This window comes from Diaphorobacter oryzae DSM 22780 (assembly GCF_059568935.1).
The window spans coordinates 183756-197258 of sequence record NZ_JCANUL010000006.1 but is presented as its reverse complement, the minus strand read 5'-3'; the positions used below and the strand labels follow the sequence as shown (position 1 = coordinate 197258).

Below are 13503 nucleotides of genomic sequence, written 5' to 3'. Positions count from 1 at the left end.
CGCCGGGGCGGGCCGCGCCGCCCGCCCGCCGGCGCCCGTCACTCCACGCGCAGCACGTCAGCCGGCTTGAAGCCCAGGTCCGCCGCCTTGCCCTTGCGCCCGCGCACGGCGCGCGCGTTGTTCAGGCTGCGGATCTCCAGCGTCTCCTCGCGCGGCTTGCCGCCACGGCCCACGCCCTCGAAGCGCACGCTGCGCGTATAGGCCGCCGCGCCCGCGAGCTGGTCCTTGGGCTCCAGGTCGATGAGCAGCAGGCCCCGGCCGCCCTTTTCCATGAGCTTGAGCTCGGCGATCTCGAACGTGAGCACGCGCCCGCCCGCCGACGCGCAGCACACATGCGTGGCCGGCGCCAGGCTCTGGCTGCCGCTGGTGAACGCCGCGTGCGACGGCCGGCATAGCCGCTCGCCCTCGCCCAGCGTGACGAAGGCCTTGCCGCCCCGGTTGCGTGCGGTCATGTGCTCCACCGTGGACAGGAAGCCGTAGCCGCCCGAGCCGGCCAGCAACAGCGCCGCCTGGGCCGGGCCGGCAAAGTAGTGCACCGGCTGCGTGCCGGCCTCCAGCTCGATCAGCGTGGTGATAGGCTGGCCGTCGCCGCGCCCCCCGGGCAGATTGGCCACGGCCACCGAGTACACGCGGCCGTTGCTGCCGAAGACGATCAGCGTGTCCACCGTGCGGCACTCGAAGGTGCCGTACAGCCCGTCGCCCGCCTTGAAGGCGAAGCTGCCCGCCTCGTGCCCATGGCCCTGGCGGGCGCGCACCCAGCCCTTTTCGGAGACGACCACGGTAACGGGCTCGTCGAGCACCTTGACCTCGGCCACGGCCTTCTTCTCGGCCTGAATCAACGTGCGACGCGCGTCCTGGAACTGCTTGGCGTCCTGCTCGATCTCCTTGACCATCAGGCGGCGCAGCGAGGCGGGGTTGGCCAGGATGTCCTCCAGCTTGCCCTGCTCTTCGCGCAGCTCCTTCAGTTCCTGCTCGATCTTGATGGCCTCCAGCCGCGCCAGCTGGCGCAGGCGGATTTCGAGGATGTCCTCGGCCTGCCGGTCGGAGAGCTTGAAGCGCGCGATCAGCGCCGCCTTGGGCTCGTCGGACTGGCGGATGATGGCGATCACCTCGTCGATGTTCAGCAGCACCAGCTGCCGCCCCTCGAGGATATGGATGCGGTCCAGCACCTTTTGCAGCCGGTGCTGGCTGCGCCGCGTGATCGTGGTCTGGCGGAAGGCGATCCATTCCTCCAGCATCTGGCGCAGCGACTTCTGCACCGGCCGGCCGTCCAGCCCCACCATGGTCAGGTTGATGGGCGCCGAGGTCTCCAGGCTGGTATGGGCCAGCAGCGTGGTGATCAGGTCCTGCTGCGGCACCTTGCCGGTCTTGGGCTCGATGACGATGCGCACCGGCGCGTCCTTGCTGGACTCGTCGCGCACGCCGTCCAGCAGCGCCAGCAGCGAGGCCTTGAGCTGGGTCTGCTCCTGCGTGAGCGCCTTCTTGCCGGTCTTGACCTTGGGGTTGGTCAGCTCCTCGATCTCCTCGAGCACCTTCTGCGCGGAAACGCCGGGCGGCAGCTCGGTCACCACCATCTGCCACTGGCCGCGCGCCAACTCCTCGATCTTCCAGCGCGCGCGCACCTTGAGGCTGCCGCGGCCCGTGCGGTAGGCGTCGCGGATGTCGGTGTCGCTGCTGATGATCTGGCCGCCGCCCGGGTAGTCGGGGCCGGGAACCAGCACGAACAGCTCGTCGTCGGAGAGCTGCGGCTTCTTCACCAGGGCCACGCAGGCGTCGGCCACCTCGCGCAGGTTGTGGCTGGGGATCTCGGTGGCCAGGCCCACGGCGATGCCGCTGGCGCCGTTGAGCAGCGCAAACGGCAGGCGCGCGGGCAGCTGGCGCGGCTCCTGCGTGCTGCCGTCGTAGTTGGGCTGGAAGTCCACCGTGCCCATGTCGATCTCGTCGAGCAGCAGGCCGGTGATCTTGGACAGGCGCGCCTCGGTGTAGCGCATGGCGGCCGCGCCGTCGCCGTCGCGGCTGCCGAAGTTGCCCTGGCCGTCGATCAGCGGGTAGCGCTGGTTGAAGTCCTGCGCCAGGCGCACCAGCGCGTCGTAGGCCGACTGGTCGCCGTGCGGGTGAAAGCGGCCCAGCACGTCGCCGACCACGCGGGCGCTCTTGACGGGCTTGGCGGCCGTGTTGCCGTTGTAGCCCAGGCCCATGCGGTCCATGGCGTAGAGGATGCGCCGCTGCACGGGCTTGAGGCCGTCGCACACGTCGGGCAGCGCGCGCCCCTTGACGACCGACAGCGCGTATTCAAGGTAGGCCCGCTGGGCGTAGCCGGCCAGCTCCAGGCTGTCGCCGCCGTCGGCGGGGGTGGAAAGGTCGAGAGTGGGTTGGTCGCTCATTCGGTGATGGGAGAAGGCTCGGTCGCGGGACGCCAGGCCATGCGCGCGGGCGGCTCGCCGCCGCGCGCGCCGGTGTCGGATGCGGGATGGGGCACGGCCGGCAGCTCCATGCGCAGGCGGCCCGTGGCGGCGCGGTGCGCCTGCAACGGGGCCGGCGGCTTGAGCAGCGCATACAGGCCGAGCACGGTGGTGACGTAGTTGCGGGTTTCGCGGTAGGCCGGCACGCGGTTGCCAGCGCGCTGCACCGCGCCCTCGCCCGCGTTGTAGGCCGCGAGCGCCAGGTCCAGCCTGCCCTCGAACAGGTCCATGAGATAGCGCAGGTAGCGCGTGCCCGCGGCCAGGTTGGTGGCCGGGTCGGTGAGTTTTTGCTCCACCGAGCGCCGGGCATCGCCCGCCACGCCGAAGCGGCTGGCGGTGGCCGGCATGAGCTGCATCAGCCCCACGGCGCCGCGCGGCGACACGGCGCGCGCATCGAACCCCGATTCGGTGGCGATCACGGCCTGCAGCAGCTCGTAGTCCACGCCATGGTGGGTGGCCGCGGCGCGCAGGTGCTGGCGCACGAGCTTGTAGTCGTGCGACACCTCGAAGAAGGCCAGCAGCCGCGCGCCGGAGGGCGGGGCCGCATCGGCCGGCGTTGCCGGCTGCGCGGCGGCGGCCGGCATGTCGCGCGCGGAGTCGAAGTCATGGCCGCGAAAGAACAGCGCGTAGCGTTCGTCCAGCTGCTCCGCCGCGAAGTGGGTCACGCCGCGTGCATCGACGAAGGCCCACAGGTCGGCATGCGCCGCCTGCTGCAAAAACAGGAGCAGCATACACCCGATCCACCTGCGCAAAACGCCTGAAAGGCTTGAAGTACGCGGGGCGGAGATGCGCGGCATGGGGCTGGCGGCCACGGGCGTCCGTATCAGATGTCCACGTCCACCAGGTCGCCGTGCAGCTCCATGAGCTCGCGCCGCGCGGCGGCCTCGCCCTTGCCCATGAGCTTGGTGATCAACCCCTCGGTGGCCGCGAAGTCGAACGCGCCCAGTTGCACCGGCAGCAGCCGGCGCGTGTCGGGATTGAGCGTGGTTTCCCACAGCTGCTCGGCGTTCATCTCGCCCAGGCCCTTGAAGCGGCTGATCTGGCACTTCTCGCGCGGCACGCCGTCCTTGGCGGCCTTGTCGAGGATGGCGGCCAGTTCGGCCTCGTCCAGCGCATAGACCTTGGCGGCCGGTTTCTTGCCGCGCGCGGGAATGTCGACGCGGAACAGCGGCGGGCGCGCCACGTAGATATGCCCCGCCTCCACCAGCTTGGGAAAGTGGCGGAAGAACAGCGTGAGCAGCAGCACCTGGATGTGCGAGCCGTCCACGTCGGCGTCGGACAGGATGCAGACCTTGCCGTAGCGCAGGCCACTCAGATCCGGTGTGTCGTTCGGGCCGTGCGGATCCACGCCGATGGCCACCGAGATGTCGTGCACCTCGGTGTTGGCGAACAGGCGGTCGCGGTCCACCTCCCAGGTGTTGAGCACCTTGCCGCGCAGCGGCAGGATGGCCTGGCTTTCCTTGTCGCGCCCCATCTTGGCACTGCCGCCGGCCGAGTCGCCCTCCACCAGGAAGACCTCGTTGTAGGCCAGGTCGCGGCTTTCGCAGTCGGTGAGCTTGCCGGGCAGCACGGCCACGCCCGAGCCCTTGCGCTTCTCGACCTTCTGGCCAGCGCGCTGGCGCGTCTGCGCCGCCTTGATGGCGAGTTCGGCCAGCTTCTTGCCGTACTCCACATGCTGGTTCAGCCAGAGTTCGAGCGCGGGGCGCACGAAGCTGGACACCAGCCGCACGGCGTCGCGGGAATTGAGCCGCTCCTTGATCTGGCCCTGGAACTGCGGGTCCAGCACCTTGGCGCTGAGCACATAGCTGGCGCGCGCGAACACGTCCTCGGGCATGAGCTTCACGCCCTTGGGCAGCAGCGAATGCAGCTCGATGAAGCTCTTGACGGCGGTGAACAGGCCGTCGCGCAGGCCGCTCTCGTGCGTGCCGCCGGCGCTGGTGGGAATGAGGTTGACGTAGCTTTCGCGTACGGGCGCGCCTTCCTCGGTGAAGGCCACGCACCATGCGGCGCCCTCGCCCTCGGCGAAGCTCTCGCTGTGGCGGTCGGCAAAGCCCTCGCCCTCGAACAGCGGAATCACCGGATCGAAGGACAGCGTCTGGCCCAGGTAGTCGCGCAGGCCGCCCTTGTACTGCCAGGTCTGGGTGTCGCGCGTCTTCTCGTTGATGAGCTGCACCGTCACGCCGGGCATGAGCACGGCCTTGCTGCGCAGCAGGTGCGTCAGCTCGCCCATGGGCAGTTGGCTCGACTCGAAGTACTTGGCATCGGGCCACACGCGCACCGTCGTGCCCTGCTTGCGCTCGCCCGCCGCCAGGGGGCGCGCCACCAGCGGCTCGGTCACGTCGCCGCCCTCGAACACCAGGCGGGCCACCTGCCCCTCGCGGTGCGTGGTCGCCTCCAGCCGCGTGGCCAGGGCATTGGTCACCGACACGCCCACGCCGTGCAGGCCACCCGAGAAGCTGTAGGCCCCGCCCTTGCCCTTGTCGAACTTGCCGCCCGCGTGCAGCCGGGTGAACACCAGTTCGATCACCGGCGCGCGTTCCTCGGGGTGCATGCCGAACGGGATGCCGCGGCCGTCGTCCTCCACGCTGACCGAGCCGTCGGCATGCAGCGTGACCTTGACGCGCTTGCAGTGGCCGGCCAGGGCCTCGTCGGCCGCGTTGTCCAGCACCTCCTGCAGGATGTGCAGGGGGTTGTCGGTGCGGGTGTACATGCCGGGCCGCTGCTTGACGGGCTCCAGGCCCTTGAGGACGCGGATCGAACCTTCGGAGTAATCGCTGGCGGAAGTGGATGCGGGTTTGACTGCCATGGCGGCGGATTGTAGTGCTGGATATAAAACCAGGATGGCAGTATTTCCGGCCGCCCACGGCCCGCCTCCAGCGGGTACTGCGGGTTTTCGCTACATTCGCCGGATGCACAACGAAATGCGAAAACTGTCCATGGCCCAGGTGCTGATTTGCGGCGCCGCCATCGTCACCCTCTCCATGGGCATCCGGCACGGCTTCGGCCTGTGGCTGCAGCCGGTCACGCAGGACATGGGGTGGACGCGCCAGACCTTCGCCCTGGCCATGGCCATCCAGAACCTGTCCTGGGGCCTCTTCGGCATCGTCGGCGGCATGCTGGCCGACCGGCTGGGTGCGTTTCGCGTGCTCATCGGCGGGGCCGGGCTCTACGCACTGGGCCTGGCGGGCATGGCGCTGTCGCCCACGCCGCTGCTGTTTGCGCTGACCACGGGCGTGCTGATCGGCGCCGCCCAGGCCGGCACCACCTACGCCATCATCTACGGCGTGCTGGGCCGGCAGATCTCGGCCGAGCGGCGCTCATGGGCCATGGGCGTGGCGGCGGCCGCCGGCTCGTTCGGCCAGTTCCTCATGGTGCCGCTGGAGGGCCAGCTCATCCTGCGCCTGGGCTGGCAGGAGGCGCTGCTGGTGCTGTCGGCCATGGTGCTGCTGATCGTGCCGCTGGCCTTCGGCCTGCGCGAGCCGGGCTTCCATGGCAGCGCCCCCGTCAAACGCACCCAGAGCGTGGGCGAGGCCTTTGCCGAGGCCCTGCGCTACCCCAGCTTCCTGCTGCTCACGGCGGGCTATTTCGTCTGCGGCTTCCAGGTGGTGTTCATCGGCGTGCACATGCCCAGCTACCTCAAGGACCAGGGGCTAACGCCCCAGGTGGCCAGCTACGCGCTGGCGCTGATCGGGCTGTTCAACGTCTTCGGCACCTACATCGCGGGCTCGCTGGGCCAGCGAATGCCGAAGCGCCACATCCTGGCGTTCATCTACTTCGCCCGCGCCGTGGTCATCACCATCTTTCTGCTGGTTCCGCTGTCGCCGATGTCGGTCTACGTGTTCTCCGCCGTGATCGGGGCGCTGTGGCTGTCCACCGTGCCGCCCACGAACGCCGCCGTGGCGCAGATCTTCGGCGTGCAGCACCTGTCCATGCTCAGCGGCTTCGTGTTCTTCAGCCACCAGATCGGCAGCTTCCTGGGCGTGTGGCTTGGCGGCTACCTGTACGACCGCATGGGCAGCTATGACATCGTCTGGTACCTGGCCATCGTACTGGGCGTCCTGGCCGGCCTGGTGAATCTGCCGGTGCGCGAGGGGGCCATCCCGCGCGCCGTGCCACAAGGGGCACGCGCATGATCACGCCAACCAGCCGCTGGGCCCGTCTAGCCGCCTTGACAGCCGCCGTGCTGGTGCTCTTGGCCGTGTTTGCCCTGTATACGCAGCCAGAGTTCATGCTGACGCTGGCGGACCAGGTCTGGGCCTGCTTCTGATGCCAAACACCACCCCCATCCCCCCACACCACGGCGAGCAGCCCCCGTCCGACTGGATCCGGCGCTGGTCGCATCTGGTGCCCCCTGGCGGCGACGTGCTGGACGTGGCCTGCGGCCTGGGCCGTCACATGCGCTGGTTTTATGAACAAAATCACCCTGTAACGGGCGTAGATACAGCGCAAAAAGCTATTAATTCAATAGCAAACTGGGGAGAAGCCATCACCGCCGACCTCGAAGCCGACCCCTGGCCCCTGCCGGGCCGCCGCTTCGCCTGCGTGGTGGTCACCAACTACCTCTGGCGTCCCCTGCTGCCCACCCTCTTGGACAGCGTGGCGCCGGGTGGCGTGCTGCTCTACGAAACCTTCGCCCAGGGCAACGAAACCGTGGGCCGGCCCGCACGCCCCGAATTCCTGCTGCGCCCCGGCGAGCTGCTGCAGGCCTGCAGCGGGCTGCGCGTGGTGGCCTACGAAGACGGTTTCCTCGATGCCCCCGCGCGCTTCGTGCAGCGCATCGCAGCCGTGCGCGAGCCGCTACCCGCGTATGGCCCGGTGCGCAGGCCGCTGTAACAATGGCCTGCCCGGAGGGACTCGAACCCCCGACCTATTGCTTAGAAGGCAATTGCTCTATCCAGTTGAGCTACGGGCAGGTGTGGCGCGCTGGCGCGCGAACCAGACTGGACGGGCCGCATCATAAACGGGGCGCCCTCCCCGTTCCTTCAAACGGTTGATTTTTCGCGCCAGCCGGCCTGCCGAACCATCGCATGCGCCCAGGTGTAGGACAAGCCCTCAATACCGCGGCCGACCGAGACTTATGCGTTGTCTTGCATACATGAAGCACTGATACTGCACCAGTCGGTCGGACCATAAGGGCTTTCGTCTGATGTGCTGAAAGGGCCTTGGCCCGGCTCGCAAGCACCCCTGTTCCAGCCCTGCCAGGAGGAAGATCATGCTCAAACGATTCTTTGATCCCGGAACCATTTATGCCCGCCGCATCCAGCACAGCCTTGATGAAGCTCGCATGGCCGCACTGGAACACGAGAATGCAGCGGAGCACCACGCCGCCCTGGCCAAGATGTACCGGCACCGCGTTGCGCGTCTGGAAGCGGAACTGACATCGGGAGATGAGCAAGCCGCGCTGGTGATGGGTCCTTCGCAGCTGCCTCGCATTGCAGCATTGAAGAAAAACAAGGAACAGGGCCTGTCCCAGCCGTCCTACTTGGCCCAGGGTTCGGCGGGCTGATGCCCGCGGGCCTGGCATCGTCACAGCGCACTAGCGGCCAACACCTCCGGCCCACACGTGTGGGTCAGGGCTGGTACTTTGGGCAGTCGAGTGGCCGCTCCCCCTTGGGCACCGGGCAGCGGTTGAGTTCAAAGGGAGAAAGGGACAGCAGCGTGGTCAGTGCTCCTGACGCCATGGTGACTATCCAGAAAATGAAGAAGGCAATGGTGTAGACCCCCTGATTCGACAGACCCATGGGCTGGCCGTCAAACCAGTGCAGTGCCTCTGGGTCCACGAAGGCAAACACCACCATCTCCATCACGCCGGCCATGAGAAAGGCAGGCCAGGCTATCCACATCAGTCGCTGTGTCCACATCGCACGCCTCCTTGCAATGGTGACAGCCTAGCACCATGCACCCCGCATGCAAAGGGTGCACGAATCCCTGATTCCCCTTAGAAATGGCACCCGGTCAGCGCGGCTGGTCCTCCACCGGCGTGGCCGCATGGTTGCGCCCCTTCATCGCCGGCGCCATGCTGATGTCCGGGTTTTTGAGGGTCTTGTTGATGTCCAGCCCGCGCTGGTAATAGTCCTCCGCCAGCAGGGGGTCTGGCTGCCTGACGGCCAGCCACAGCGTCACGAAACCGGCGATGATCACGATCACCGGGCCAGCGATCACCAGCCAGACATGGCCATATTTCCACCACGGCTGGGACTCAGGTGCTGCATTCATCAATGGGTTTGCCGACATTGCCGCGAACTCCTTGCCCTGTGCGGGCCATTCAGAAACTGTCATACCACTCCGGTGCACCGGCTCCACGCATTCAGCGCGGCACCAGGAATACCGATTTTTCGGCCACCTGGGCCTTGTCACCCTGGGCCTGTATGTCGAAATACACCGTATGCGACCCAGGCGCAGCAGAGCCATAGGGAATCTGCAAACGCATGGCGACCCAGCGCGACTCGGCAGGCCCGATCTCGACCTCTGCCTCGGAGGCAACCTCCAGCCCATCCAGCCCCCGTGCGCTGATGACATAGCGCTGAGCCCTTTCCGTCGCGTTCATGATCTGCAAGCGGTAGATGTTCTCCAGCTTGCCCCCGGCCACGATGCGCGAAAGTGCCGCGCGATCCCGCACCACATCCACCTTGAGCGGCGTGCGCACCACCAAGCTGGCCAGCATGCCCACGCAAAGCAGGAGCAGGACACCGGTGTAAATGAGCACGCGGGGGCGCAGCACCCGCTTGAGCATCTGCGACTGGGTCCAGTGGTTCTTCACCCCGTTCTGGGTGGAGAAGCGGATCAACCCGCGCGGGTACTTCATCTTGTCCATCACGGTATTGCATGCATCCACACACAGACCGCAGCCGATGCACTCGTATTGCAGCCCGTCCCGGATGTCGATGCCCGTGGGACACACCTGCACACAGAGCGTGCAGTCGATGCAATCCCCCAGCCCCTTGGCCTTGTAGTCGATGTTCTTATTACGCGGCCCGCGCTGCTCTCCGCGCTCTGGGTCGTAGCTAACGACCAGCGTGTCCTTGTCGAACATCGCACTCTGGAAGCGCGCGTAGGGGCACATGTACTTGCAGACCTGCTCGCGCAGATATCCCGCATTGCCGTAGGTCGCGAAACCGTAGAAGAACACCCAGAAGATCTGCCAGGTGCCATGAAGTGCCAGCAGTTCGCTGCCCAATTCACGGATGGGCACGAAATAGCCCACGAAGGTGAAGCCGGTCCAGAACGCCACGACCACCCATACCAACTGCTTGAGCGATTTTTTCCAGATTTTCTCGAACGTCCAGGATCCGTTGTCCAAGCGCATCCGGGCACTGCGATCGCCTTCGATCTTGTGCTCGATCCACATGAACATTTCCGTGTAGACCGTTTGCGGACACGCGAACCCGCACCACAGCCGCCCCGCCACCGCCGTGAACAGGAACAGCGACAGCGCGGAGATGATGAGCAAACCCGTCAGGTAAATGAAATCCTGCGGGTACAGCACCAAGCCAAAGATGTAGAAGCGCCGCGCCCCCAGGTCGAACAGCACCATCTGGCGCTGCCCCCACTCGAACCACGGCAAGCCGTAGAAGACCAATTGCGTCAAGAACACCATCGCCCAGCGCCAGCGAGCAAACACGCCGCTGATGGAACGGGGATAAATCTTCTTTTGAGCCTCGTACAGCGAAACGACCTCGGTCTGCGAGTTCTCTGCCGCTACGGGTGCAATGGGGATCACCTTGCGGGGCTGGCCTTCGGCTGGCTTCATGGCGGAATCTCTCGGGGGAAGTGCGACTTCCGAAAAACAAAAACGGCCGGCGTCCCGCAAGGGAGCAGCCGGCCGCAGAGCAGACGTCAGCGCGGAGCGCCGGCCTTGTTGGACAAGCCCCAAACGTAAGCCGTCAGCACGTTGATCTGTGCCTCGGAAAGCTTGCCTGCCTGTGCAGGCATCTCATTGGTCTTGCCATTGTTGATCATAGCCGTGATGACCGACTCGCCCCAGCCATGCAGCCAAATGTCGTCCGTCAGGTTGGGGGCACCCAGGGCCACGTTGCCCTTGCCGTCCATGCCGTGGCAAGCTGCGCATGCCGTGAACTTGGACTTGCCCAGCGAAGCCTTCAGAGAGTCGTGCGGGCTACCCGACAGACTCAGAACGTAATGCGCCAAGTTGCGCACGTCTTCGGGCGAGCCCACGGCCGCGGCCATGGGGGGCATGACGCCCACGCGCCCGTCATGGATGGTCTGGCGGATCTGCTCAGGAGCACCGCCGTACAACCAGTCACCGTCGGCCAGGCTGGGGAAGCCCTTGCTGCCGCGTGCGTCCGAACCGTGGCACTGGGCGCAGTTGTTCATAAACAGGCGCTCGCCAATGGCCATTGCCGCCGAGTCGCTCGCCATGTCCTGCGTCTTCATGGTTTCGAAGCGTGCGTACAGCGGCTGCAGTTCCGTCGCCGCCTTGTCCACCTCGGCTTTGTATTCGCCGATCTGCGTCCAGCCCAGCTTGCCTTGGTAGGTACCCAGACCGGGATAGGCCGCCAGATAGCCGGCGCCAAAAACGAGGGTGATGATGAATAGCCACATCCACCAGCGCGGCATGGGGTTGTTCATCTCGGTCAGGTCTTCGTCCCAGACGTGCCCGGTGGTGTTGTCTGCCGTTGCCTCAACCTTCTTGCGCGAAGTGATCCAAAGCAGCAGTCCGCAGGCAACGATGCCGACGATGGTGATTCCGGCCACATAAATGGACCAGAAGTTACTGGTGAAATCGCTCATGGGTTATCTCTTTTCTGTGGGTGAGTTCTTCAGTCCTCGGCGAAGGGCAGTTGCGCCGCCTCCTCGAACTGGGCCTGGTTGCGGCGCATGAACGCCCAGAACCAGATGCCCACGAAACACGCCAGCGATGCCAGCGTGGCCACGATACGCATGGTGGTGATGTCCATGGCCACTCCTCTTACTTGAGCGCGCGGCCCAGAACCTGCAGGTAGGCCACCACGGCATCCATCTCCGTCTTGCCCTTGACCTGCTCTGCGGCACCAGCGATTTCCTCATCCGTGTACGGGACGCCCACCGTGCGCAGCGCCTTCATGCGCGGAGCCACGATGGAAGGATCAATCTGGTTCTTCTCCAGCCACGGATAGGCCGGCATGTTGGACTCCGGCACCACGTCACGCGGGTTGTTCAGGTGGATGCGATGCCATTCGTCGCTGTACTTCCCACCCACACGGTGCAGGTCGGGGCCGGTGCGCTTGGAGCCCCACTGAAAGGGATGGTCATAGACGAACTCGCCGGCCACGGAATAGTGGCCATAGCGCAGCGTCTCCGCGCGGAAGGGGCGAATCATCTGCGAGTGGCAGTTGTAGCAACCCTCACGCAGATAGACGTCGCGGCCGATCAGCTGAACCGCGGTATAGGGCTTGACGCCCTGCACCGCCTCTGTCGTGGACTTCTGGAAGAACAGCGGAACGATTTCCACCAGGCCGCCCACGGCAACCACCAGCAGGATCAGCACGATCATGAGGAAGTTGCTGGTTTCAACCTTTTCGTGCGTGAAGCCGGACGAAGCTTTGTTTTGAGTGTTAGACATGACGTTGCTCCTCCATCCTCAAGCGTGTGCGGCATTCACGGCCGGAATGGCCACCTTGACGGAACGACCGGAGATCGCAGTCAACCACACGTTCCATGCCATGACGAGCATGCCGCCAAGGTACAGCAGGCCACCGAAGAAACGGATGGCGTAGAAGGGATAGGTCGCCTTGACGCTTTCCACGAAGGTGTAGGTCAGCGTGCCGTCGGCATTCACCGCGCGCCACATCAGGCCCTGCATCACACCGGCAATCCACATCGCAGCGATGTACAGCACGATGCCGATGGTCGCCATCCAGAAGTGCAACTCGATGGCCTTCACGGAGTGCATCTTTTCCTTGCCGAACAGGCGCGGAACCAGGTAGTAGAGCGAACCCATGGTGATCAGGCCCACCCAGCCCAGAGCGCCAGCGTGCACGTGGCCCACGGTCCAGTCGGTGTAGTGCGAGAGCGCGTTGACGGTCTTGATGGACATCATCGGACCTTCGAACGTGGCCATGCCGTAGAACGACAGGGACACGATCAGGAAGCGCAGGATGGGGTCGTCACGCAGCTTGTGCCATGCACCCGACAGCGTCATGATGCCGTTGATCATGCCGCCCCAGCTGGGCGCCAGCAGGATCAGCGAGAACACCATGCCCACGGACTGAGTCCAGTCGGGCAATGCCGTGTAGTGCAGGTGGTGCGGACCCGCCCACATGTAGGTGAAGATCAGTGCCCAGAAGTGCACGATGGACAGGCGATAGCTGTACACCGGCCGGCCTGCCTGCTTGGGGATGAAGTAGTACATCATGCCCAGGAAGCCCGTGGTCAGGTAGAAGCCCACGGCATTGTGGCCGTACCACCACTGCACCATGGCGTCCTGCACGCCCGCGTAGGCCGAGTAGCTCTTCATGAAGCCCGCGGGAATAGCGGCGCTGTTGACGATGTGCAGCAGGGCCACGGCGATGATGAAGGCGCCGAAGAACCAGTTGGCCACGTAGATGTGCTTGACCTTGCGCGTGCCGATCGTGCCGAAGAACACGACCGCGTAGGAGACCCACACGGCAGCGATCAGGATGTCGATGGGCCACTCCAGCTCGGCATATTCCTTGCCGGAGGTATAGCCCAGCGGCAGGCTGATGGCTGCGGCCACGATCACCAGTTGCCAGCCCCAGAACGTAAACGCTGCCAGCTTTGGCAGGAACAGGCGCGTCTGGCAGGTGCGCTGCACCACGTAGTAGCTCGTGGCGAACAGGCCGCAGCCGCCGAAGGCGAAGATCACGGCATTGGTGTGCAGCGGACGCAGCCGCCCATAGCTCAGCCATGGAATGCCGAAGTTGAGTTCAGGCCAGGTCAGCTGGGCGGCGATGAACACGCCGACCAGCATGCCGACCACCCCCCAAACGACGGCCATGATAGAAAACTGGCGCACGACGGTATCGTCGTAATGCGCTACTTTTGATTGTGGAGAATCCATCGGGCACCTCTTATATTTGCA

At 65.5% G+C, this 13503-nt stretch carries 14 protein-coding genes and 1 tRNA gene; 4 read left to right on the top strand and 11 right to left on the bottom strand.

Annotated features, from left to right (window positions below):
* Positions 1-38: 38 nt before the first annotated feature.
* From parC to BP68_RS12080, 3 genes are all read right to left on the bottom strand, one after another.
* Complete coding sequence (gene parC / locus BP68_RS12090) at positions 39-2384, bottom strand: DNA topoisomerase IV subunit A (RefSeq protein ID WP_496372037.1); 2346 nt, start codon at positions 2382-2384, stop codon at positions 39-41.
* Positions 2381-3193, bottom strand: coding sequence for a lytic transglycosylase domain-containing protein (locus tag BP68_RS12085; protein WP_496372035.1), 813 nt, complete (start codon positions 3191-3193; stop codon positions 2381-2383). Before BP68_RS12085 ends, parC begins: the two co-directional genes overlap by 4 nt.
* Positions 3194-3285: 92 nt before the next feature.
* The gene (locus tag BP68_RS12080) at positions 3286-5268 is read right to left on the bottom strand and encodes a DNA topoisomerase IV subunit B (protein WP_496372033.1); all 1983 of its coding nucleotides are present in this window, start codon (positions 5266-5268) and stop codon (positions 3286-3288) included.
* A gap of 103 nt (positions 5269-5371) precedes the next feature.
* Between BP68_RS12080 and BP68_RS12075 the strand changes: the two genes are divergently transcribed.
* From BP68_RS12075 to BP68_RS12065, 3 genes are read left to right on the top strand one after another with little or no spacing between them, the layout of a single operon-like run.
* Complete coding sequence (locus tag BP68_RS12075; protein ID WP_496372031.1) at positions 5372-6595, top strand: MFS transporter; 1224 nt, start codon at positions 5372-5374, stop codon at positions 6593-6595.
* Positions 6592-6729, top strand: a complete 138-nt coding sequence (locus BP68_RS12070) for a hypothetical protein (RefSeq protein WP_496372029.1) — start codon at positions 6592-6594, stop codon at positions 6727-6729. Before BP68_RS12075 ends, BP68_RS12070 begins: the two co-directional genes overlap by 4 nt.
* Positions 6729-7295: a class I SAM-dependent methyltransferase gene (locus BP68_RS12065; RefSeq protein ID WP_496372027.1), complete on the top strand. Its 567-nt coding sequence runs from the start codon at positions 6729-6731 to the stop codon at positions 7293-7295. The genes BP68_RS12070 and BP68_RS12065 overlap by 1 nt, the downstream gene beginning before the upstream one ends.
* Before the next feature lie 3 nt (positions 7296-7298).
* Here BP68_RS12065 and BP68_RS12060 read toward each other — a convergent pair.
* Positions 7299-7375, bottom strand: a tRNA-Arg gene (locus BP68_RS12060).
* A gap of 299 nt (positions 7376-7674) precedes the next feature.
* On the opposite strand from BP68_RS12060, the gene BP68_RS12055 reads away from it, so the two are divergent.
* Positions 7675-7968 (top strand): hypothetical protein, encoded by a 294-nt coding sequence (locus tag BP68_RS12055; protein WP_496372025.1) that lies wholly within the window; start codon positions 7675-7677, stop codon positions 7966-7968.
* 64 nt (positions 7969-8032) lie between these two features.
* On the opposite strand, the gene BP68_RS12050 is transcribed toward BP68_RS12055, so the two are convergent.
* The 7 genes from BP68_RS12050 to ccoN all read right to left on the bottom strand — a co-directional run bounded on the left by BP68_RS12050 (position 8033) and on the right by ccoN (position 13482).
* Positions 8033-8323 carry a hypothetical protein gene (locus BP68_RS12050; protein ID WP_496372023.1) on the bottom strand — a complete coding sequence of 97 codons (291 nt, stop codon included), beginning with the start codon at positions 8321-8323 and terminating at the stop codon, positions 8033-8035.
* A 94-nt stretch (positions 8324-8417) separates the two neighbouring features.
* Complete coding sequence (locus BP68_RS12045) at positions 8418-8696, bottom strand: FixH family protein (protein WP_496372093.1); 279 nt, start codon at positions 8694-8696, stop codon at positions 8418-8420.
* A gap of 73 nt (positions 8697-8769) precedes the next feature.
* On the bottom strand, positions 8770-10212 hold the full coding sequence (gene ccoG, locus BP68_RS12040; RefSeq protein ID WP_496372021.1) for a cytochrome c oxidase accessory protein CcoG: 1443 nt from the start codon (positions 10210-10212) through the stop codon (positions 8770-8772).
* Positions 10213-10298: 86 nt separating this feature from the next.
* Positions 10299-11213, bottom strand: a complete 915-nt coding sequence (ccoP, locus tag BP68_RS12035; protein WP_496372019.1) for a cytochrome-c oxidase, cbb3-type subunit III — start codon at positions 11211-11213, stop codon at positions 10299-10301.
* 29 nt (positions 11214-11242) lie between these two features.
* Positions 11243-11380 carry a cbb3-type cytochrome oxidase subunit 3 gene (locus BP68_RS12030; protein WP_496372017.1) on the bottom strand — a complete coding sequence of 46 codons (138 nt, stop codon included), beginning with the start codon at positions 11378-11380 and terminating at the stop codon, positions 11243-11245.
* Positions 11381-11391: 11 nt separating this feature from the next.
* A complete protein-coding gene (ccoO, locus tag BP68_RS12025) occupies positions 11392-12024 on the bottom strand; it encodes a cytochrome-c oxidase, cbb3-type subunit II (protein WP_496372015.1) in 633 nt (210 codons plus the stop codon).
* 18 nt (positions 12025-12042) lie between these two features.
* Positions 12043-13482 (bottom strand): cytochrome-c oxidase, cbb3-type subunit I, encoded by a 1440-nt coding sequence (gene ccoN, locus BP68_RS12020; RefSeq protein WP_496372013.1) that lies wholly within the window; start codon positions 13480-13482, stop codon positions 12043-12045.
* Between the last annotated feature and the right edge of the window lie 21 nt (positions 13483-13503).

Coding starts and splice junctions, on each gene's coding strand:
- ccoG (WP_496372021.1), bottom strand. CDS start 10,212: ATGAAGCCAGCCGAAGGCCAGCCCCGCAAGGTGATCCCCATTGCACCC.
- BP68_RS12030 (WP_496372017.1), bottom strand. CDS start 11,380: ATGGACATCACCACCATGCGTATCGTGGCCACGCTGGCATCGCTGGCG.
- ccoO (WP_496372015.1), bottom strand. CDS start 12,024: ATGTCTAACACTCAAAACAAAGCTTCGTCCGGCTTCACGCACGAAAAG.
- parC (WP_496372037.1), bottom strand. CDS start 2,384: ATGAGCGACCAACCCACTCTCGACCTTTCCACCCCCGCCGACGGCGGC.
- BP68_RS12065 (WP_496372027.1), top strand. CDS start 6,729: ATGCCAAACACCACCCCCATCCCCCCACACCACGGCGAGCAGCCCCCG.
- BP68_RS12055 (WP_496372025.1), top strand. CDS start 7,675: ATGCTCAAACGATTCTTTGATCCCGGAACCATTTATGCCCGCCGCATC.
- BP68_RS12070 (WP_496372029.1), top strand. CDS start 6,592: ATGATCACGCCAACCAGCCGCTGGGCCCGTCTAGCCGCCTTGACAGCC.
- BP68_RS12080 (WP_496372033.1), bottom strand. CDS start 5,268: ATGGCAGTCAAACCCGCATCCACTTCCGCCAGCGATTACTCCGAAGGT.
- BP68_RS12045 (WP_496372093.1), bottom strand. CDS start 8,696: ATGTCGGCAAACCCATTGATGAATGCAGCACCTGAGTCCCAGCCGTGG.
- ccoP (WP_496372019.1), bottom strand. CDS start 11,213: ATGAGCGATTTCACCAGTAACTTCTGGTCCATTTATGTGGCCGGAATC.
- ccoN (WP_496372013.1), bottom strand. CDS start 13,482: ATGGATTCTCCACAATCAAAAGTAGCGCATTACGACGATACCGTCGTG.
- BP68_RS12075 (WP_496372031.1), top strand. CDS start 5,372: ATGCACAACGAAATGCGAAAACTGTCCATGGCCCAGGTGCTGATTTGC.
- BP68_RS12085 (WP_496372035.1), bottom strand. CDS start 3,193: ATGCTGCTCCTGTTTTTGCAGCAGGCGGCGCATGCCGACCTGTGGGCC.
- BP68_RS12050 (WP_496372023.1), bottom strand. CDS start 8,323: ATGTGGACACAGCGACTGATGTGGATAGCCTGGCCTGCCTTTCTCATG.